The sequence below is a fragment of the Photobacterium sp. R1 genome (assembly GCF_054600795.1).
This window is the reverse complement of sequence record NZ_BAAHZP010000009.1, coordinates 192,417-211,909: the sequence shown is the minus strand read 5'-3', so window position 1 is coordinate 211,909 and position 19,493 is coordinate 192,417. Positions and strand designations below refer to the sequence as shown.

Annotated in this window: 15 protein-coding genes; 14 read left to right on the top strand and 1 reads right to left on the bottom strand. The window is 45.0% G+C overall.

The genetic code is table 11. The features are described 5' to 3' along the window. Positions 1–6: 6 nt before the first annotated feature. A complete protein-coding gene (locus ACYP03_RS16295) occupies positions 7–1,647 on the bottom strand; it encodes a response regulator (protein WP_459781078.1) in 1,641 nt (546 codons plus the stop codon). A 253-nt stretch (positions 1,648–1,900) separates the two neighbouring features. Here ACYP03_RS16295 and ACYP03_RS16290 point away from each other — a divergent pair, with 253 nt between their 5' ends. The 14 genes from ACYP03_RS16290 to ACYP03_RS16225 all read left to right on the top strand — a co-directional run bounded on the left by ACYP03_RS16290 (position 1,901) and on the right by ACYP03_RS16225 (position 19,469). Then, entirely contained in the window at positions 1,901–3,355 is a 1,455-nt protein-coding gene (locus ACYP03_RS16290; RefSeq protein ID WP_459781040.1) for a DUF4150 domain-containing protein, read from the top strand. A 12-nt stretch (positions 3,356–3,367) separates the two neighbouring features. Then, on the top strand, positions 3,368–5,581 hold the full coding sequence (locus ACYP03_RS16285; protein WP_459781038.1) for a pesticin C-terminus-like muramidase: 2,214 nt from the start codon (positions 3,368–3,370) through the stop codon (positions 5,579–5,581). Continuing rightward, entirely contained in the window at positions 5,578–5,943 is a 366-nt protein-coding gene (locus ACYP03_RS16280; protein ID WP_248142038.1) for a hypothetical protein, read from the top strand. Before ACYP03_RS16285 ends, ACYP03_RS16280 begins: the two co-directional genes overlap by 4 nt. A gap of 154 nt (positions 5,944–6,097) precedes the next feature. Beyond that, positions 6,098–6,907, top strand: a complete 810-nt coding sequence (locus ACYP03_RS16275; protein WP_248142039.1) for a PA3715 family protein — start codon at positions 6,098–6,100, stop codon at positions 6,905–6,907. A gap of 29 nt (positions 6,908–6,936) precedes the next feature. Next, the gene (locus ACYP03_RS16270) at positions 6,937–7,683 is read left to right on the top strand and encodes a PA3715 family protein (protein WP_459781036.1); all 747 of its coding nucleotides are present in this window, start codon (positions 6,937–6,939) and stop codon (positions 7,681–7,683) included. Positions 7,684–8,466: 783 nt separating this feature from the next. Further along, on the top strand, positions 8,467–8,802 hold the full coding sequence (locus ACYP03_RS16265; RefSeq protein WP_459781034.1) for a lysozyme inhibitor LprI family protein: 336 nt from the start codon (positions 8,467–8,469) through the stop codon (positions 8,800–8,802). 288 nt (positions 8,803–9,090) lie between these two features. After that, complete coding sequence (locus tag ACYP03_RS16260; RefSeq protein WP_330960244.1) at positions 9,091–9,474, top strand: hypothetical protein; 384 nt, start codon at positions 9,091–9,093, stop codon at positions 9,472–9,474. A gap of 54 nt (positions 9,475–9,528) precedes the next feature. Continuing rightward, on the top strand, positions 9,529–10,329 hold the full coding sequence (locus ACYP03_RS16255) for a PA3715 family protein (RefSeq protein WP_459781031.1): 801 nt from the start codon (positions 9,529–9,531) through the stop codon (positions 10,327–10,329). 139 nt (positions 10,330–10,468) lie between these two features. Next, positions 10,469–10,921 (top strand): hypothetical protein, encoded by a 453-nt coding sequence (locus ACYP03_RS16250; protein WP_459781029.1) that lies wholly within the window; start codon positions 10,469–10,471, stop codon positions 10,919–10,921. Positions 10,922–10,947: 26 nt separating this feature from the next. Beyond that, positions 10,948–11,736 carry a hypothetical protein gene (locus ACYP03_RS16245; protein WP_459781027.1) on the top strand — a complete coding sequence of 263 codons (789 nt, stop codon included), beginning with the start codon at positions 10,948–10,950 and terminating at the stop codon, positions 11,734–11,736. A gap of 15 nt (positions 11,737–11,751) precedes the next feature. After that, a complete protein-coding gene (locus ACYP03_RS16240) occupies positions 11,752–12,291 on the top strand; it encodes an XAC2610-related protein (RefSeq protein WP_248142046.1) in 540 nt (179 codons plus the stop codon). Positions 12,292–12,450: 159 nt separating this feature from the next. Next, entirely contained in the window at positions 12,451–13,575 is a 1,125-nt protein-coding gene (locus ACYP03_RS16235; RefSeq protein ID WP_459781025.1) for a tetratricopeptide repeat protein, read from the top strand. A gap of 56 nt (positions 13,576–13,631) precedes the next feature. Further along, positions 13,632–14,690 (top strand): polysaccharide deacetylase family protein, encoded by a 1,059-nt coding sequence (locus tag ACYP03_RS16230; protein WP_459781023.1) that lies wholly within the window; start codon positions 13,632–13,634, stop codon positions 14,688–14,690. Positions 14,691–14,927: 237 nt separating this feature from the next. Continuing rightward, complete coding sequence (locus tag ACYP03_RS16225; RefSeq protein ID WP_459781021.1) at positions 14,928–19,469, top strand: alpha-2-macroglobulin family protein; 4,542 nt, start codon at positions 14,928–14,930, stop codon at positions 19,467–19,469. Positions 19,470–19,493: the final 24 nt, after the last annotated feature.

Here is a 19,493-nt window from a genome sequence, read left to right as displayed (position 1 = left end):
CTAATCTCATTCAAGCCGTATCATCGCCAGTCTGTAAAAGTCCAGCGCACGGCGTTTTTGTTGTACGGTGGGTCGTTTGTCATTGCAGTAAACCCAGTAGCAGGATTTTAAAATTTCGGTGATTGCTTCGGGTTGTAACCAGGAAGGTGTTGCCAGTCCGGTGAGTTCCAGCAGCAAAAAGCAGAGCTCATGATGAAATGGCACAATGAAAAAAGCACGGTATGCTTTTTTGAGGGCTTTATTGGCCAGATTTTGCTGGCGGTATTGTTGTGCCTGCTTGACTAATGTACTCCCTAATTTCAGTCGCTGATAAATTTCATCTTTAAAACCATTCAGCAATTCAATCTGGCTGAGCATCAGTCCTTCATCTTCAGCCCGGCCACAAATTTGACGGGCGGTAGCCATGGACATCTCATACATATCGGGCATGCCGCAAAAACCGTACATACGGGCAAGATTCAGTGCGGTGTAAAAGTCATCAGTTTGTTCGTGCTCCGTTCCAATCTGATTCGCGATGCTGTAACAGTTCTGAATTTCCCCGCGTAAACAGGCCAGGATGGCCAGACCGACCAGTAAACTGGGGTGATTGGCCAGATTCTTGTCTTCTTTACTGGCTTTTTGATTCAGGCGAACTAACGCATTACGTGCATCATTCACCAGTTTTGAACGATGCTGCACATCCTTGGTATAGATACTGGCTAACAGCAAGGAAATGGATGTATTCACGTCTACGCCATAACTGTACAAACTGGTATCGCGGACTTTATCGGTAAAACGCTGATAGCCGGAAGCCGCATTTTCATGCTCCTGCTGAGTGGCATACAGGTTCGCAATGATCAGTTCACGGACCGGGTTGGCAGGGTTAATTTTGTGCAGCTGTAAAAAGTGCTGCAGTGCCTGAGGCAGTTCTTCTTTGCGGATCAGACAGTTGGCCAGGCACTGTTTGGCTTTGGGGTGATGGGGATGTTTCAGCAGGATGTCCTGAAATACTTCTTCTGCTTGTTTGAGTTCCCCTAATCCCTGAAGGGCGTTGCCAAAGCCTATCATGGGCCAGACATGCTGGGTTTCCTGACATGCCTTCTGATAAAAATCTTTGGCTTCTTGATGGCGCTGTAAACGTAACAGGCAATCGCCGTGAATCCGGCCGACATAGCCTTTGTATTTCGGATACTGATGCGTGAGGTCAGTCCCCAGTGTGATGGCCTCCGCATAGTGTTTTTGCTCAACGGCTGTCAGTAAAGGGTTCAAAGCCATTTTTCGTTCCAGAACATACTCGATCCGGGAAATGAAATCGTGAAAGCGAAATGGCTTAATCAGATAATCATCGGGTTCGAGTTCCAGAAAATGTGTGACCACTTCCTGACTGTTATCCCCGGTTACACAGATAAAAACACTGCTTGGCGGAAGCAGGTGATTGTGTTTGATCTCGTCAAAAATCAGGCCCCCGTCAATATGATGCTGCAAATTATAATCACACAGAACGACATCGTACCGGTTTATTCTCAGCATTCTGAGGGCTTTCAGGCTGTCTGTGGTGGTGTGAATATTGGCGTTGGAGACGCCTGCATTGGTTAACATGGAGCGCATGAGTGCGATGGATATACTGCTGTCGTCAATTATTAAAAATGTGTGGTGGCATAACAACATACACTGCATCTTCCATGACCTTGAATACACACCAAAAAGAATAGCTCAGCATTGCATATATAACAGATAAAATTTTTCCTTTTCTGAAAGTGTTTCGTGAAACAAATTTGTAAAAAACGGAACACAGCTCACATTTTAAGTTAAACCGTTAAAATGACAGTCTGATGTGGCTGAATCACTGATAATCCAGTGAGAAAGCAATCGCACCTTGTTGATAAAATGGCCTTAAAAATCAACAGAGTGAGGATTAGGGATGCCAATAACGGTGAGTGCAGATGGCTTGAGCATTGTCCATCAAGGTTCGGATGGTGTTGCGAACGCCGATATTCCAGATGTGTGCAAGACGCAGTGTGGGCCGCCTGTGGTCCCGATTCCTTACTCAAATATGGCGAAGTCGGCCGATCTGGTCGATGGTACGAAAACCATCACCATGGATGGCGGTAACAGCATTGCCATCAAGCCCAGTAAGTTTTCAACCAGCACCGGTGACGAAGGCGGTGATAAAAAAGGGATTGTCTCCGGGGTGATTCAGGGCGAAGCGGCTTTTGTTACAGCGTCGGCAACGGTGAAATTCGAAGGCGAAGGTGTCACTCGTTTGTCCGATATGATGACCATGAACAAAGCCAACACCATGTGCTTGGCCGGGGTGTCACAGGCCAGTGTCGTGGTGCCGCCGGATGAAGCCTCAACGTTCGATGTCACGCTGAGTTGTCGTTATCCGACGGGCGCGCCATTGGCGAATGCGCCATTTACAGTCACAGATGAAGGCGGGGCTGAACTGGGAAGCGGTACTCTGAATGCCAGTGGCCAGGCGGTGGTGAGTGGTCTGGAAGAGACACTGTGTATCTTCAACATTCAGGAGTCGCAGGATCCTTACCAGCCGTATGAAGATTTGCCAGAAAACACCACAGAAAAGCCATACCCGGACATGTTCACTTACTTCTCAGCAGTGGCGGGTAACCGCGTGCCTTACTGGCAGGAACGCAGCGGGGTTCGAAATGACTGGGGCGTTCTGCTGTCTGAAACCTGTTCTGACCCGGACTTTGAATCTCTGGTCCGATTCGAAAGTCAGTTCAGTGCTGCTTACTTTGCCACGGAACACCAGCATAAAGTGTTTGCGGAATGCTTTGTTTCGGCCATGGACTGGATTCAGCGCGATCCCGATACGGTTGACCATTATGTGCCGCTGATACACAGCCTGGCTCCTTTGTGCCATCCGCAGGGTCATATCCTGGACGCCATGTTTGCACCCGATGATCTCCTGCCTGCGGCATTTTTGCTGGGCGGCGTGCGTTATCACGGCACCGGAAACAGTATTGAATATATCCGAAATATGGACTGGGACGCAGTCGCTCAGACATTTAATCAGTACATCGATACTTTTGTCAGTGGCATCAAAGAGTATCTGGCTTTCATGAAACTTCAGGCGGAATACGATCACCGGACTGTCATTGTTGATGGGATTGCCCGATATGAAGAAGGTTTAAAAACTCTGAACCGACTGTTGCCGGATATCACCACGCAATACTTTTCATCTTTAAGTGAGACCCTGATGCAGCTCACTGAAAATGCTGAAGAAAGTATTGTGACAAGTACTCAGGTTTCCGGTTACAGTTCCACGGTCGGCCAGGTGACCGCTGTGGTCTTCACTACAGCAACCACCGGACAGGAAAGCCTGCTTCCGTTCTTCGATGTGTATTCAGACTAAGGTAGTAAACACATGAAAACTGCATTCCCGATTTGCCAGGTCGACGGCAAACCATTCGAAGATCTGGCTGCGCTGAAAGTGCTGCTCAACGGACAGACCAGCGGCCGGTACATTATCAGTAAAGGCCGTGGCTGGCACGGTGGTCTTCACATCAACAATCGTATTGCCTTTTGGGCACAGCATTTTCAGCCGGTCCAGGCGATGGCCGACGGTGAGCTGGTGGCCTATCGTATGGCGGAGGAATATCCGACCACGCAATATCTGGATACCACGTCCAGCTACAGCAATAATTTCTGTCTGCTGCGTCACAGCTTCCAGAATCCGGATAAAGAAGATGAGAAATACACCTTCTATTCTCTGTACATGCATCTGCAATCTCAGAAAGAGATTCAGGATTCGATCACGGCAGCGGAGAGTGTGAGTGAAATTCAATATATTCAGCTAACGCAAACGTGGTCTGTCCGGGGTAACCCGGCCACGGCAGATTTCGAACCGTCACAGCTCATGCCAATTGGTACAGTGATTCAATTACTGGATCCGACCCGAAGAGCAACGACAAAAAAGAAAGTTAGATCGACTGATTGGGATTTTCTGAAGTGTAAAATTGTTCAAGTGGGTCAGTTTAGTGAGAATGATATATCACAGGAAAACGTGCGTGTGAACAGCCAGTCGGCAGCAGATCGGAAGCTTGGTCAGGAAGTCTGGCTGGCTGTAAATAAATACACAGAAAACACGGCAGAAAATTATATACCTCAGATAGCTAATGTTCTGACCAAGAAGTTGCCCCCATGGCACACCAAGAACGGAGCGGAAGCGAGCTTGCCGATTATTGTTGATGGCACCGTTCAGATCCCGGAAATCCCGTTCAAGATTGCCGCAGAAGAGCATCTGGGCTATCTGGGAAAATATGAATATCTGAAAAATGCTCAGGGGAATATCGATCAGGAATATCGTGTTCATCTAGAAGTGTTTTCGAACGATCCACCCCCACCTTATTTCCTGAAGGCGTTGTCTGGTGGTCAGGAAGAGCATGGCTTTCAGGTGATTGATGGAAGTGACAGCAATGGTATCATGGAGCCATCAAATATCTTTTTTTGTGATGTTCGACGTGCGATAGGAATTGATACAGATGGTGACGGTAAGATTTCTGAAAATGAGTTGGTTGCTTTTTATCAGGCTGCAACAAACAAGTTGGAAAAAGTGATCGCCAAGCACCCGAGTGAGTGGCACTTTGAAGAGCAGGTGGAAGATTCTTGGGTTAACGACGTATTGGAAAAGGGGCGAGAGCTGTTTGAACAACATGTCATCCGTTACTTCCTGACCGAAGAAACTTTTCGTGAGTCGCCATATCGTGACAAAATCATGTCACTGTATGATAAATTTACTGATCACGAGAAAGAGCGAATTGAGCAGACAGCATGGATTCAGAAGTTAGATGCCGAGAAGTTGCAGATTCAGCCGCAGGTGTGGCATTTTTGGCCGTTGGGTGTAACGTCATTGCTAGATGATGAAATGAATGAAAAGTGGTTTACCGTCACGCGTGGACAATTGACATTTGACTCTGAAGGAAATGATACGCCAGGAGACGTGTTTTTTACTCGTGTACCTCATGTTCCGAATAATAATGGAGTTGTTATAGATAACTCAGGAATTACCTTAGGAAAAGGATTTGACATTGGAAGCAGAACAGAGGCAGAAGTAAAAAATATTTTGGATACGGTTCAACTGGAGTGTAAGAATATTTCAAAGAAATTATATGACTGGCTCGTAGGTGGTGCGGGTAAAACAAAACAGCCAGCTTATAATTATTATCTTACACTGGATAGTAAAGTTCCAAAGAGTGAGCAGGTTATAACGAGAAAGTTTCAAAATAAATTATTTTCTACAATATATTCAGACTATGAGTCTGATGCTGAAAGGATAACAACTAAAAAATCCGTAAGGGATGCCTATATTAATGGTAATGATTTGAATTGGGGTGATTTGTCACAGGCAGTGAGAGAGGTAATAGTGGATTTGATCTATGTGGGGCATTATACTGGGTTATCAGATTTAAGAGGAAACTCAAGGGAGAAAATTATTCCAGCTATTTATAATGACTTAACTGAAGGGAAATCTGGTTCAGGTTCACATTTTTATGAGGTTATGGATGATAGTAATTTTTGGGAAATTGATTTTGGGGTAGCAAATGATAGGTTTACTGCTAGGAGGGATTATTTGCAATGAAATTTATATATATATTGATGTTAATGTTTTCACTTGATGCTCTTGCGGATGATGTCAGTAATTATCGATATTATCAGAAGTGGAAAACTCGTCCAAACTCTAAGGACAATGGGAGTGTCTATATTAGAAATGATGATCCTTGTATTACAGTTTATAATAAAAAAAAGGACAGTAAAAAACGATATTGTCAAATGGAACCTAGTCAATTAAACTTAGAGAAAAGCTATCCTACCATTTATCCAGCACGGATAAATTTTGATGGAGCTAATCTATTTTTTCTTGTGGCAGCACCTTGGGCTGAACAGAAATGTAAGATTCATTTGGGGCGGGAAGAGATTCAGTGTGAGCCAACGGGAAAATAATCATTCATTTCTCGCATGAATATTGTAAAAATCACCAGTGATCAATAGGTTGCTGGTTTTTTAATTAGAAAACACCTGAGATTAAGTTGATTAAATTTTAGATGTTATATTCATATTTTCGTACTCTGATGATACGTAAGGATGCATGAACTTCGTGAAAATCATATTCGTTTCGTCCTTGTTCATCTTCAGCATGAAGTCATTTGGTGCACCTGAGACTGGTTGCCTTGAGAGCGATCTGAGTATCATCCAGAAATATCAACAGGGAAACGATGCTGAGTTTCAAGGTGACGTAAAATCGATTCAGTGTAAGAAACACCCACAGAATGAAAACCAAGTATTTGCTTCATACATAAAAAGTAAAAGTACCACTGAAGATTACCAGAGTTATCTATGGCGTGTTTTATTGATTGATAACTCATTATGGCGAGTTACTTCGAGTTACAATGATGTCATCGTTGAAGGTGGTGATACTGAGATAAAAAGTACAAGTATTAACCTGGATACAGCGAGATATTATTTGGACGAAAATACTCGAGCATTGGGTGTTCGTCTAAATATTGGTACGGCTCCGCGCTGTGCAAATTTTCTAGCTAATGATTTTCTAAATTTGTTTGTACAGGATGGAGAAAAACTGAAACCTGTACTTAAAAATATGCCAACTTACTTCTGGTATCTAGCGGAGGGAGACCATTGTAGTGATTATGAAGGTGTGATTAAAGAAAGAACTGTGAAAACAGTTCTACATTTATTGAAGTCTAATTCGAATGGATTCAGAGATATAAGGATATCAAATAAAATTGAGGAAATGACTCATTATAAATACAATGATGAAAAATTTGAAACTAAAAGAGTCAATAAAGTCATAAAATTTAATGGGGATCAGTATTTTATTCCGCAAGGAACATTTTCATTTTTTGATGGTAATTACGAAAATATCGGTGGCTCAAAAGATAAAAAATGATAGCTATACAGGAAGTTAGGAGATAAGTGTTGATTAAGTTAGGTATTGTTTTTTTTACTATTTTTTCAAGTCATTTATCACTTGCGAATGATACGCAGCATTGTTCAGGTTCAATAATAAGCTTGATGAAAAAGGATGCATTTCATTCAAATGATGGAGATCATAAAAATGATGAATTAAAGGCATATTCCTGTAAAAAATATTCTGACAATCCTGATTATACTTTAGCCTCATATTTTCAGCTAAGTGAAAAATATAAAAAAAATAATTCATATCATTGGCGAGTTTTGCTTATTAAAAACGAACAAAGCGTTGAATCTTCCTATACGGGATTTATTAATGAAGAAGCTGAGATAGAGGTAGGTGATGCCCCTGTTTTTTTAGATACACAAGATTATTATATAAATGATCACGTCAAAGCATTCGGAGTAATATTGAATGTTGGATATACAGCTCCATGTTCAACGGCTGGACGAAATAAATATTTAAGCTTATTTGTTAATGATCATGATAATATAAATAGGGTGCTGATTGATTATCCAATGCAAAATTGGTTTATTTTGAAAGGAAATTCTTGTTTTAAAGATCGAAGAGTAATAAAACAAATCATAAACTCTTATATTGAAGTGCAAGAATCAAAAACAAATGGATTTTATGATTTGATGATTAAAAATGAAGATGAAATTGAAAACGGTCGAGAAGAAGTCCTAGATAATAAATTGAAAGTAACAATTGAAAATCGTCTTTTGAAATTTAATGGTGATTTTTATAAATGAAAATTCAATTCATTGTATTGAGAGTGGATTTATGTTTTGGGGGATTATTTTTATAATGAAATATTCTTGTGAAGATGTGACTCTTCTGAGCGGAGTTGGTTTTAAAGTATGAAATTCATATTGATATGTTCTTATTCCCTATTCTTATTGGCATCAGTGCAAGTTCATGCGGATGACATCAGTCAATATCGTTATTATCAGAAGTGGTAGACTCGTCCTAACTCTAAAGATAAAGGGAGTGTTTATATTAGAAAGGATGATCCCTGTATCACGGTTTACAAAAAAAATAAGGATAGTAATAAACGATATTGTCAAATGGTTCCTAGTCAATTGAATTTAGAGAAAAACTATCCAACGATTTATCCGACACGGATAAGTTTCGACGGAGCAAATCTATTTTTCCTTGTTGCAGCGCCTTGGGCTGAACAGAAGTGTAGGATTCATTTGGAGCGGGAAGAAATTCAATGTGAGTCAACGGGAAAATGATCATACTTTTTTACATGATAATTATCAAAAATCTCCAGCGGTCAACATACTGTTAGTGATGTTTAAATTTGAAATTTTTCGAAATTAAGTCTGATCCAACTTAATTATTTCATTCGTATCTCCTTTCCTAACTTGAACTCAATTTATAAGTGCAACCTTAACTTGTGTATCAGTTTGGTCGCTTAGGTTTACTAAGTCGCGCCTGACGCTGATGTATCAATTTGCGGCAGAATCTTTCCTGGCTGAATGTCAGCAGGTAAACCGGTTCGATTGAACAGAACGACAGAGTACGGTGATATGACAACACAATCTGCTGGCATTTATTTCTTGATGCCATTGCTGTTCATGCTCATGACCCTTTGCGGTTCTTTCATGGTACAGGCGCAAAAGCCAGACTGGCAAGACAGTATTCACGGCAGTTACCTTCACGATTACAAGAAATATGAGGCCAAAGATAAAGCACTGAATTTGATTTATCGGGACCTGAAGGCGCAATTGAGTGAAGACGAATACAGTCTACTGAGAGATGTTCAGCGGTCCTGGGTTCTCTACAAAAAAATGTTTGTGATCACCATCCTTATTTTGGTGATGATCTGGAAGTTCCTGAGTTGGATCCATCCGCAAAATGGATGATCTATCGATGCAAAGCAGAAGTGACGGAAGCGAGGCTGTTAGAGTTGCAGTATCTTGCATCTAAGTACACAGAACTCGCTTACGATGTACTTGTACAAACTCAAAGCTATTCCCGGAACAGAAGCTGATCAGAACATATTGTGGAAATCTTATTCAGTTAAAAACTGCCGTTTTATGCAGTCTTATCTGAATGAGGACATGGATGAATGTATGAAAAAACAAAGGTTCTATGACGTAGAGCTCAATCTGTAAAACTGATTTTTTATTGTATACAGAGGGACAATAAACATGAAAATGCTTGCTTTCAGTCTCGCCTTAACGAGTGCTGCTCCGGCATTGAGTATTGAGGTTTCAGACTTAAATGACATTTATCAAAATCTGGATGTGACGTCATTCAGAAGTTCGCTCATGCCAAAACAGACCGCGCAAGAAAGGAAATTGCCTGATTTCGATTATGTACCAAAACCTGAATTTTCTGGCAGTAGTATTACTATGGAAGATGAGCAATGGGTTTATCGTTTTGATGTGATCAAGAAAAACAAACAAGGTTATTTTGTTTGTTTTACTGATGGTTCGAAAATTGGCACTTACTCAAAACAAAAATCTATGCTGCTAAGAAAGTATGGCTCGGATCTGGTTGCGATTGATTTTGAAATTGAAGCATGTAATTAATTGAGAAAAATGAAACTTGAAGGTATGAATGATAATAAATTTTGAGTGTTTGAAATGAATGATAATTTTTTCGCAAATATGATTATTCCAGTCTTTATACTCTTTGCTTTTTCAGTGGTTAGTTTTCAAACTTCAGCTCAAGCTCAGCAGTCATGTGATGAAGCGACGCTGTTGGTAATTCAGGCTGATTATGTACAGCATAAAAATTCTCAAAGTACCCGGACCGATTTTTCATCGTTAGCATGCAAGACACTCCCGAACCAGCCAAACCTTACGTTATCCTCTTATATGATGAGAGATGGTTCTGGTGAATACGGGGATATGTTTCTCTGGCGGGTCATTCTCATCGAGAACAAAAAAAGTGTTATTGCTGACTATGAGAGTTTTTTTAGTAATGATGAAGGTGGGATCAGAATTGAAGAAGATCAAATTTGGTTAGATACAGCCAGATATCATTTGAATAAAGCAACAAGAGCTTTTGGGGTCAGGCTGGCAATTGGTCATTCATCCAGATATGCAGAAGGTGGTTGGAATGATTATTTAACCTTATTTGTTCGTGAACAGGATAAGTTAAAGCCAGTACTTGCCCACTTTTCAATGTCTTATTGGGTATTCAAAGATGGTTATCCTGGCGATTCTGTTCAGAATAAACCGGTATGGATTGAAGCGACAAAAATTATATTGGGCATTGAAAACACGATGACAAATGGATTTCGTGACATCAAGGTGAATTCAAAAATTCAAAAAAAGAAGAGTGGTGAGTTGCATCTGGATAATTTTTATTCTGAGCGAACTGAAACGCAGATCATGAAATTTAATGGGACTCAGTATGTGGGATATGACCAATGGAAATGAATAACAGTGATTGGAAATGAAATGAGAGACATTTTCATGTCTATTGGATAGAACCAATGAAGCTCAAAATGTGTCTCTGTTGGTACTCAGTTGGTTCCTGACTACGCGGAATTGGTTGATTTTTTAAAAGGTGTATTTAGTGAAAATTATATTCTTTTGTGTAGTCAATTTGCTGTGTGCATCTGTGGTTCACGCGGGCGACTTACCGGATTATCTGCAAAATGCACCTTGTGAAGAATTCAGCAACTTTAAAATTTTCACAAAGCAGGATGGTCAGCGCATTGTTGAAGTGCTGTCGAATCAGATTTATATCCAAGCCCATCTGTCAACGCATGAGGACCAAACGCTGGTTTATCTGATTCAGCCGGATGATTTGGGACTGGGTGGTATGCAATTGCATTGGGATGACTTTTCAACAGAACATCCGGTGATGGCACTTGAGAAGCGGAATGAATCACAGTATGCGGTGACCTGGTATGGCTTTTGGAGTGTGTCCCGGAATGGCTATATGCATCAGGAACTGAATGGTTTGGATGACGCTTATGCCAGCAAGGAAACTGGTCGCCATGACTTGTATCGGTGTGAGTTTTGAGAGGCGTCGTGGGTGTTCACCAGATCATGAGAATGTTGAGCTTTGTGCTGATGTTTGTATCCGGCAGTGTAATGGCATTTGAAGTCAGTCTGCAAAGTTCTAAAGAGGGCTTTGAGCCTTACTGTGCCATTCAGGTGAAGCATCATGATCAACGGATCCTTGAACAGTGGTGGGGACATGGCTGCGGCAGTAAGACGTCAGATTTTGTATACCGCGACAGTGAATCGCTGCTCAAAGTTATCGTAACGAGCGATCGGGGAAACCAGGGCATCGTGTATTACATTGACACATCCGGAGCGATAGAGGTTGTTGCTGAAGCATCGTTTCAGAAATTGCATTTCCCGCCTTTCACTGAAGTGACGGAAACCAAAGTCAGAAAGCCGTTTGAGATGGATAGGACAAAGATCCGATCCGCCGCCGATATTGTCTTGCTCTCTGAGATATTTGGGTTGCGCCTGAGCCTGAATCAATTCTCACCGTCACAACTTTACGATGAAGCTGGTTATTCACTTATCGACCGGATTGGTCATGAATTTTACACCGGATGTTCAGCCTCAGAGCGTTATTTTTATATTTGCGATATCGGTCGTCAGCGTGTTGCCAGTGTGTGCTTTGACAACAATGCGGCACAGCTGACCTATAACTTTGCGAAATCGGGACAACGTGAACTCAGCCTGAAGCAGACTTATCCGGTTCAATCGGAGGCTGAGCTTTCATTTCAGCGGGGTAATTATGAATATGCTCTGGATACCCGAACGCATCAGTTGCGGGTGAAGCATCACCGGCAAACTCTTTTTGAAGCCCAATGCAGGTAAGTGTGGATGAGTCAGATGAAATACAGAATTGCTGCTTTTCTCTCAATGATGATTTTCTCAACATTGATCGATGCGAAAGTAAAAGTCAGTACAGAAACTCTGGTCGAAGAAGTCAATATTTATCATGAATACATGGACATTGTGTTCGTGAACGATGATGTGCAAACGATACAGGCAACTCATGATGTTGAATACCTGGATTATAGCTACCGATTTGTCGATATCAATTTTGACGGCTATCAGGATTTGGTGATTGATGATGATCCTGGCGCGAATCAGATGTCTGAAATCTTTTTATATCATCCGGCAGAACAGTTGTTTTCGGAAGCGGCAGACTGGGAAATCAATGGCATAGTCGTGAATGCCAAACGCCAGCTGGTTTGTGGGTTTTACAAAACTGATGAGACACATCAAGAAGTGCAAGTGCTCGAAAAGGGCGCTTGGGTTGAACATGTTACCTATGACTACACCAAAAATCAGGGGAAATCTGAGCTGACGCAAAAAATGATGAACCGGAAGTCTTATGAAGCGCTCAAAAAACGATGTATGCATTGAAATGAGTAATACTCAATGAATAGATGAGCAACCTCTTAAGTATTGGTATCGTTATGTCGCCATTAGGGTAACAGTTAACAAAAAGGAATAATAACGATGTTTCAACGTTCTTGGCTAAAAGCTTCATGCTTGACAGCTTGTGTGGGATTGATGTCGTCCATGGCGAATGCCGGCGAAATTCAGGTGCTCAGCGCCGTGGTGAAAGGAAAAACCATTCCGGATGCCACCGTCACCTGGCAGCGGACGGGAGAGAGTTCGGTCAAAGTGAATACGGACGCGAAAGGCACAGCCGGTTTCACTCAGTTTAAAGATGATCCGGATACCACCATGCTGATCGAAAAAGAAGGATATTCGACGCTGGTTGTAAAGTGCCCGTGTGAAGGATTCACCTATGCATTGTCACCGGAAATGCCGAACCTTGACGGATTACGCGTTGTGCTGACCTGGGGTAGCTCGCCGTCAGATCTGGATTCACACATGGTGTTTCCTGATAACCATGTGTTCTTCTCAAGTAAAGAAGGCGATCAAACGCATCTGGATGTGGATGACACTACGTCGTATGGCCCTGAAACCATTACTGTGGTGAAAAAGAAGCAGGGTGAGCGTTATGTCTATATGGTCCGGGATTATTCGAATGGTGAGCGTCAGCAATCGAGAGCGCTGTCGGCCAGTAATGCCCGGGTTGATGTGTATGTCGGGAAGACACATATCAGAAGCTATAAAGTCCGAAATGATGTGAAGGCAAACAGCTGGGTTGTTTTTGGTATTGACGGCAACGGTGCTTTCCATGATATCAACCAATACCTGTCGCTGACGCGCACTGCGGATCTTAATAATCATCTCGCAGGGATTCTGAATGCTGATTCTTTTGAATCGCACAGCATGATCACGGACACCATGATTGCGCAAGCGAAACGAATGAACACGGCTGGTGAAAAAGCTTATCAGAATAAAGATTATCTGGCGGCCATGTACCATTTCCAGGATGCAGTGAACCTTTATCCTGATTTCAGTCAGGCATACAGCAACCTGGGCGTGACTTATCCGAAACTGGACCGCCGTGCCGAAGCGTTATGGGCGAACCGTAAAGCAATTGAACTGGCTTCCGGTAATCGTGCAGACCGCATTAAGGCCAGCTCATATTACAACATCGGCCGCATCTACGAAGCGTCTTCTGAATGGCAAAGTGCGCTGGAAAATTTTGAAGCGGCACAGCGTCTGCGTGAACATTCTGCTTATCAGAAGGGAATTTCACGGATGAAAGAGAAACTGCACATTCAATGATGGCTCGTCTTAAAACGCCTGCAGCGTCAGGCGTTTTCTTCTATTTCGGATAAACCATGAAAATCATCAGGTTACTGTTTTTACTCTGTCTCTGGTCCGGACAGGTGCTGGCTGCAGGCCCGGCAAAAGTCGCCACCATCGACAGAGCGTTGTGGCCGGAAGCTATTGATTCACGAGAGGCATTTGACCGTGCTTCTGCCGCAGAAATTTTGCAGTTCGCAAGTATGATGAATACTGTGCCTCTGGGCTCGGAAGAGGAGATTCAGACCTTTACCGGGCTGAAGCAGGTGAATTCTGCTTCAGTGGCACAATGGCGTGAAAAAACGCAGCGTCAGCTAATGCAAGGCTACGGGAATGCAACCGGGCAGACCGGCATTGATCGCTGGGAAACGTTACTGGAGCTGGCTGACGAGCGTCTGCCAACATTGAACAGCCAGTGGCTGAAAGCCAGTGCGCAGTTTTATCAGTATTATTTATTTGAGCAGGTCAGGCTGGCAGCCTTGTTTCCGCGAATCAGCAGTGAAATTCTGACTTATGATCAGAGTGAGCTGACGGGGGAAAATTACGCGGATGGCGAGTTTCTGCTGACATTTGACGATGGTCCGCATCCGACCCGGACAAAACAGTTGATCACACAGCTTACGGAAAAAGAAATTCACGCGACTTTTTTTGTTTTGGGTCATAAGTTAGCTGAGGCCAAAAATAAAGCGCTTTATCAGAATCAATGCCTGGGTTCGCATGGCTGGCGCCATCGCGCTCATAAAGATCTGAGCTGGTCGAAATCGTCAGTTGAAAAAACGGTTCAGGCTTTGGCGCCGTTTTCTTCGCTGAATACGCAAAAAGGTTTTCGTCCGCCTTATGGCATGCGGACTGCGGAAATTTCAGCATGGCTCCGTGAGCAGGGCCATCCGGTTTATTTGTGGAATATCGACAGTCAGGACTGGAACGGCAAGATGAGTGCAAAACAGGTGAGTGATCGGGTGACCACACTCATGTTGTTGTGGCGAAAGGGGATTATTCTTTTTCATGATATTCACCCGAAAGCCAATATTGCGTTGCCGGAGCTGGATCATCTGGTCAATCAAACCCGTCTGAAATGGCGATCTTGCATCTGATTTAATGGCGAAGAAAGTGTGCGGCATACGCATGCTTTCTTTCATTGACTGAACCTGTTTCTGTATCAAGTGAGATTGCCCAGTCATGGTGAGACCGATGCAATTTCAGTTGATTCTGGTTCTGCCAATTCAGGGTTTTTATTGTAGTTCTCAACTTTCAGGAAATTATATATTTTTATTTCTTACCGGGTTATTCACCCCGTTAACTCTCGTCAGTAAGGACGGCTGGGACTTTTTATGTTTATATCGCGTAACTTGAACCGGTGGAGGCAAATATCGCTTCTACTGTTTTGTTCTTTCTTTTCTGCGCTCAGTATTGCTGAAAATAAGCAGCAGGCACCGGATGTTTTGTTTGTTGGCAGCGGACCTTTAGTCCCGCAGTCTGACGATCAGTCGATTCCGATTAACTTTATTAACCTGAAACATGTGGATGTCGAAATTCTGAAGGTGACGGAGCCGGGTCAGCTGCTCAACCGTCATTATATTCAGGACAAAATGTCCAGTTACGACCTGGACCACATGAACCATGCGTTCCAGAGTGTATTTTCCGACCGCTATACATTGCCGCCCAGCGAAAAGGACGTCCAGACACCGGCAAGGTTACCCATCCCGCATTCATTGCCTTCAGGGTGGTATGTCGTGGTCGTGAAAGCGCCGGGTATGTTTTACAAAGTGAAAGCCAAGCATATGTTGCTGACGGACGTGGGCATTCAGGCACGAATTCATCAGCATCAGGCATCATTCTCGCTGGCACGCTTGTCTACAGGTGACGCTGTTACTCAGGGCGTGGTTGAGATTTACCGGGATAATAAACGGATCGAACGTCAGCCGGTTAATCAGCACGGTGTCGCCACGTTCGAGATGAAAACGGAACGGGAAGACATTGTGATTGCCCGGGTGAAAAGCACCAACGATGCGGGCATTGAAAAAGAAGAAATGGCGATTCTGCCGCTACGTGAAGCGCCGCTGGATTTGGCTGAAAGTCAGGTCGGCGGACGTAAATTTCAGTCTGCAGAAGCATACATTTACAGTAACCGCGATTTGGTGAAACCGGGTGAAAGCCTGCCGCTGAATATCCTGTTACGGGATATGGATGGCCGCCAGCTGGCCGATCGGCCGATTACGCTGACGGTGATGAATCCATGGAACGAAGAAATTCTGAAAGAGCAGCTGGAACCACAGGCGGGTGGCTATTATTTCCGCCAGCTGGAAACCGAGCTGAACTGGAAAACCGGACGCTATCGTGTGGAAGTCCGGTTGGATCCGACGGCGAAAGCACCAATCAGTGAGCTGGCTTTCCAGTTAGAGGAATTTGTCCCTGAGCGGATGGATCTGACTTTTGATTCTCCGGCTGAGTTTGTATTTGCCGGACAGACAAATGATGTGAATCTGAACGGACGCTATCTGTTCGGAAGCCCGGCTGCCGGCAACCGCCTGAAAGCGGCGGTCACGTATCAGCCGGTTCAGACCATACCGGGTAAATATTCCGATTTCGTCGTCGGTGAATCCTTCACACTGGATACGGATTACGCACAGCTGGAAGAGCAGACTTTATCTGACGAAGGCCGTCTGCTGGTGAAGTTACCGACGCCTGCACCGGAGAAACTCAAAAGCCCGGTGAAAGTGGTTGCCAACTTCAGTCTGCTGGAATCCGGCGGTGCCGCGGTGCAGCGCAAACTGAAGTATGTCTCATGGAAAAACACGCCTGTTCCCGGGATCAAACCTGAGTTCGTGAGTGTGCCGTATAACAGCGATGCGTTGTTCCAAATCGCGTTGCTGAGTGCTGACGGCCAGTCGCTGATCAAAGGTCAGCTTGAAGTCACCATGGATTACGATCAGGGTCCTTATTACTGGATCTATGAAGACGGGATTGGCTGGGAGCGCAAAAAGCAGGATCGCTGGAAACGGATGTCAACTCAGACGATTCAAGTGGGTCAGAATCCGGAGCCCATGGTCTTCCCGACCCGCTGGGGTGATTACCGCCTGACGGTGAAAGATACCGCCACGGGTGTTTCGTCGACCTATTCATTCTATGCCGGCTGGTATGACGGCAATGAGCAGATCAAAGCGAAGCCTGATCATCTGGCAATCAACACGGACAAAGCGGCTTACCTGGCTGGTGAGCAGGCCAATGTCACCATTACTGCGCCGGTAAACGGCAATTTGCTGGTCACGCTGGAAACGGATCAGCTGGTATGGTCTGAAAGCTATCCGGTGCAGGCCGGTGAAGTGACAATTCCGGTACCACTGGATGCCTCCCTGGCCCGTCATGATATTTACCTCACCACGACCTTAACCGGGAATGATGGTCAGACGCCGAAACGTTACTTTGGAATTCGTCCGCTGAAACTGGATCGGACTGATCGCAAGCTGACGGTTTCGCTGACTTTACCGGATTTGATTAAGCCGTCTGAGACACTTTCTGTGCCGGTTACGATTGAACATCTGGATCCGAAGCAGAGCGGTGAGACCTGGGTGACTCTGTCGATGGTGGACAAAGGGATCATCAACCTGAGTCGTTTCGAGCCGGTTGATCCGCATAGTTATTTCTTCGGTCAGCGCCGTTACAGTGCAGATGTCGTTGATATGTACTCACGGATGTACGATCCGCGCCCGAATCCGTTTGCGCAGTCCCGTTTCGGTAGTGATGCCAATAAAAAAGCGGACAACAAGAATGACGGGCTGGTTGAAAGCAAAACTGTCATTTTGATGAGCAAGCCGGTGAAAGTGGTGCAGGGGAAAGCTGTGGTTGACATGGTGATCCCGGATTACAACGGCGAAGTTCAGGTGATTGCCACAGCCTTCAATGGCGCTCAGGTGGGTCAGACGGTTCTGGATAAACCGGTCAGTGCGCCGGTGGTCGCTGAGCTCAGTGTGCCCCGCTTCCTGGTGCCGGGTGATATCTCGACGGTAACGGTTGATCTGCACAACGTGAGTGGTCACCCGCAGACACTGAATGTTGCGCTGAACCTGAGTGAAACACTGGCTGCACAGGGACAACTGACGCCTGAGCCGGTCACCCTCAAACACGGCGCGCACTGGAGCCAGAGCTTCAGTTTCCGCGTGTCGGATGCCATATTGACTGAACGTGCCCAACTGGCACTGACCGTGAAGAATGATGAGATTGATATCGATCGTTCCTGGGAAGTACCGGTCCGTCCTGTGATGCCATGGGTCACTCAGGTGCAGTCGGTTCTGCTGCAGAAAGGGAAAGAATACAAAGCCAGCGAGGGCTTATGGTCAGGAATGGATGTGGTGCAAAACAGTATGGGTCAGGCTTATTTCAGCCGGACGCCTGTGCTGAACCCGGAAGAACATGCACGCGGTCTGTTCCGTTACCCGTATGGCTGTGCCGAGCAGACCACCAGTAAAGCCTGGCCGTTCCTGATGGACGCGCCGGAGCTGAATCGCTTTAAAGCCAAAGTGCACCAGTCTGACCGCATCAGTCATGCCGAAAGCATCTCGCCGGATGAAGCAGACAAACGTGTGGTTGAAAAAGCCGTTCAGCGTCTGAAAACCATGCAGAAAGCCAATGGCGGTTTCTCGCTGTGGGACAGCAGCGGCCATGAAAACCCATGGCTGACGGCGTACGTGGCCGATTTCCTGAATACGGCGGAACAGCGTTTTAAAGGGGTTGTGCCGGAATCCATGCTGAACCGGGCGAATAACCGTCTGCTGGTTTATGTCCGGAACGATTCACTGACCAGTGATCTGGCTTATGACAGCCAGTCTGCCAAAGTAGCCCGTGCCTATGCCGCTTACCTGACCAGCAAGCAGGGTAAGCTGAAATGGAGTGATCTGGATAAGATGAAGCTGTCGGGCCTGCCGACTCAGCTCAGCTACCTGCAACTGGCCGCCAGTTATGCCAATGTGGGTGCGAGTGATGAAGCTGAAGACATGCTGGATGATATCGGCCGTTTCAGCCGGGAATACCGTTACTACGGTGATTACGGTTCTGATCTGCGTGATGTTGCCAAGTCTGTGCTGATTCTTGAAGAAATGTCGAAAGATAAATCAGTGAAGCGTGAAGCACTGGAACTTCAGGCCAAAAACCTGGAACGTTTGATTGGTTTGTCACAGACACGCTGGATGAGCACGCAGGAACGCTCTGCGCTGGTTCAGGCGTCTGTACTGGCAAGTGCTGCAAACCGTGAGCAAGTGTTCAACCTGGCTTTCAATGATCAGTCGGTCAGTCACAAGGGAACATTCAGCCAGCCCCTGACATCCGATCTGGTGATTCGCAATCTGGATCAGTCACCGGTTTATGTCAAAGTCATGGCGGAAGGTTATCAGAAACTGGATCGCACGATTGCCAATCAGGCGAGTCGCTTCAATACCCTGAACGCTGAGAGAGTCACGCGTCAGTGGTATCAACCGAATGGGCAGCCACTGGCGTCGAACAAAGTGAAAGTGGGTGACCGGGTCGTGGTCGTTCTGACCGTTATTTTGCAGGAACAGATCAATGATGCGCTGCTGGTGGACAAGATTCCGGCTGGCTTCGTGCTGGAAAACCCGGCACTGAATCAGGGGCTGCCAATTGAACGGATGCTGCCGGAGAAAGTGAAACTCGAAACACCAGACCATCAGGAATATCGCAACGACCGGTTTGTTCTGTCTGGTCAGATGTATAAAAAACAGACTTATCAGTACGGCTACGTGCTGCGCGCGGAAGTTCCGGGGACGTTTGCTGTGCCGCCTGTGTTTATTGAGTCCATGTACCGTCCGGAAAAACATCTGGCGTACTGGCAGACACCGCAAACCGTTACGGTCGAGCAATAATGGCAATCTCTGAGACGATAACGA

Coding starts and splice junctions, on each gene's coding strand:
- ACYP03_RS16235 (WP_459781025.1), top strand. CDS start 12,451: ATGGCGAATGCCGGCGAAATTCAGGTGCTCAGCGCCGTGGTGAAAGGA.
- ACYP03_RS16295 (WP_459781078.1), bottom strand. CDS start 1,647: ATGTTGTTATGCCACCACACATTTTTAATAATTGACGACAGCAGTATA.
- ACYP03_RS16255 (WP_459781031.1), top strand. CDS start 9,529: ATGAATGATAATTTTTTCGCAAATATGATTATTCCAGTCTTTATACTC.
- ACYP03_RS16240 (WP_248142046.1), top strand. CDS start 11,752: ATGAAATACAGAATTGCTGCTTTTCTCTCAATGATGATTTTCTCAACA.
- ACYP03_RS16225 (WP_459781021.1), top strand. CDS start 14,928: ATGTTTATATCGCGTAACTTGAACCGGTGGAGGCAAATATCGCTTCTA.
- ACYP03_RS16290 (WP_459781040.1), top strand. CDS start 1,901: ATGCCAATAACGGTGAGTGCAGATGGCTTGAGCATTGTCCATCAAGGT.
- ACYP03_RS16230 (WP_459781023.1), top strand. CDS start 13,632: ATGAAAATCATCAGGTTACTGTTTTTACTCTGTCTCTGGTCCGGACAG.
- ACYP03_RS16245 (WP_459781027.1), top strand. CDS start 10,948: ATGAGAATGTTGAGCTTTGTGCTGATGTTTGTATCCGGCAGTGTAATG.
- ACYP03_RS16280 (WP_248142038.1), top strand. CDS start 5,578: ATGAAATTTATATATATATTGATGTTAATGTTTTCACTTGATGCTCTT.
- ACYP03_RS16285 (WP_459781038.1), top strand. CDS start 3,368: ATGAAAACTGCATTCCCGATTTGCCAGGTCGACGGCAAACCATTCGAA.
- ACYP03_RS16265 (WP_459781034.1), top strand. CDS start 8,467: ATGACAACACAATCTGCTGGCATTTATTTCTTGATGCCATTGCTGTTC.
- ACYP03_RS16260 (WP_330960244.1), top strand. CDS start 9,091: ATGAAAATGCTTGCTTTCAGTCTCGCCTTAACGAGTGCTGCTCCGGCA.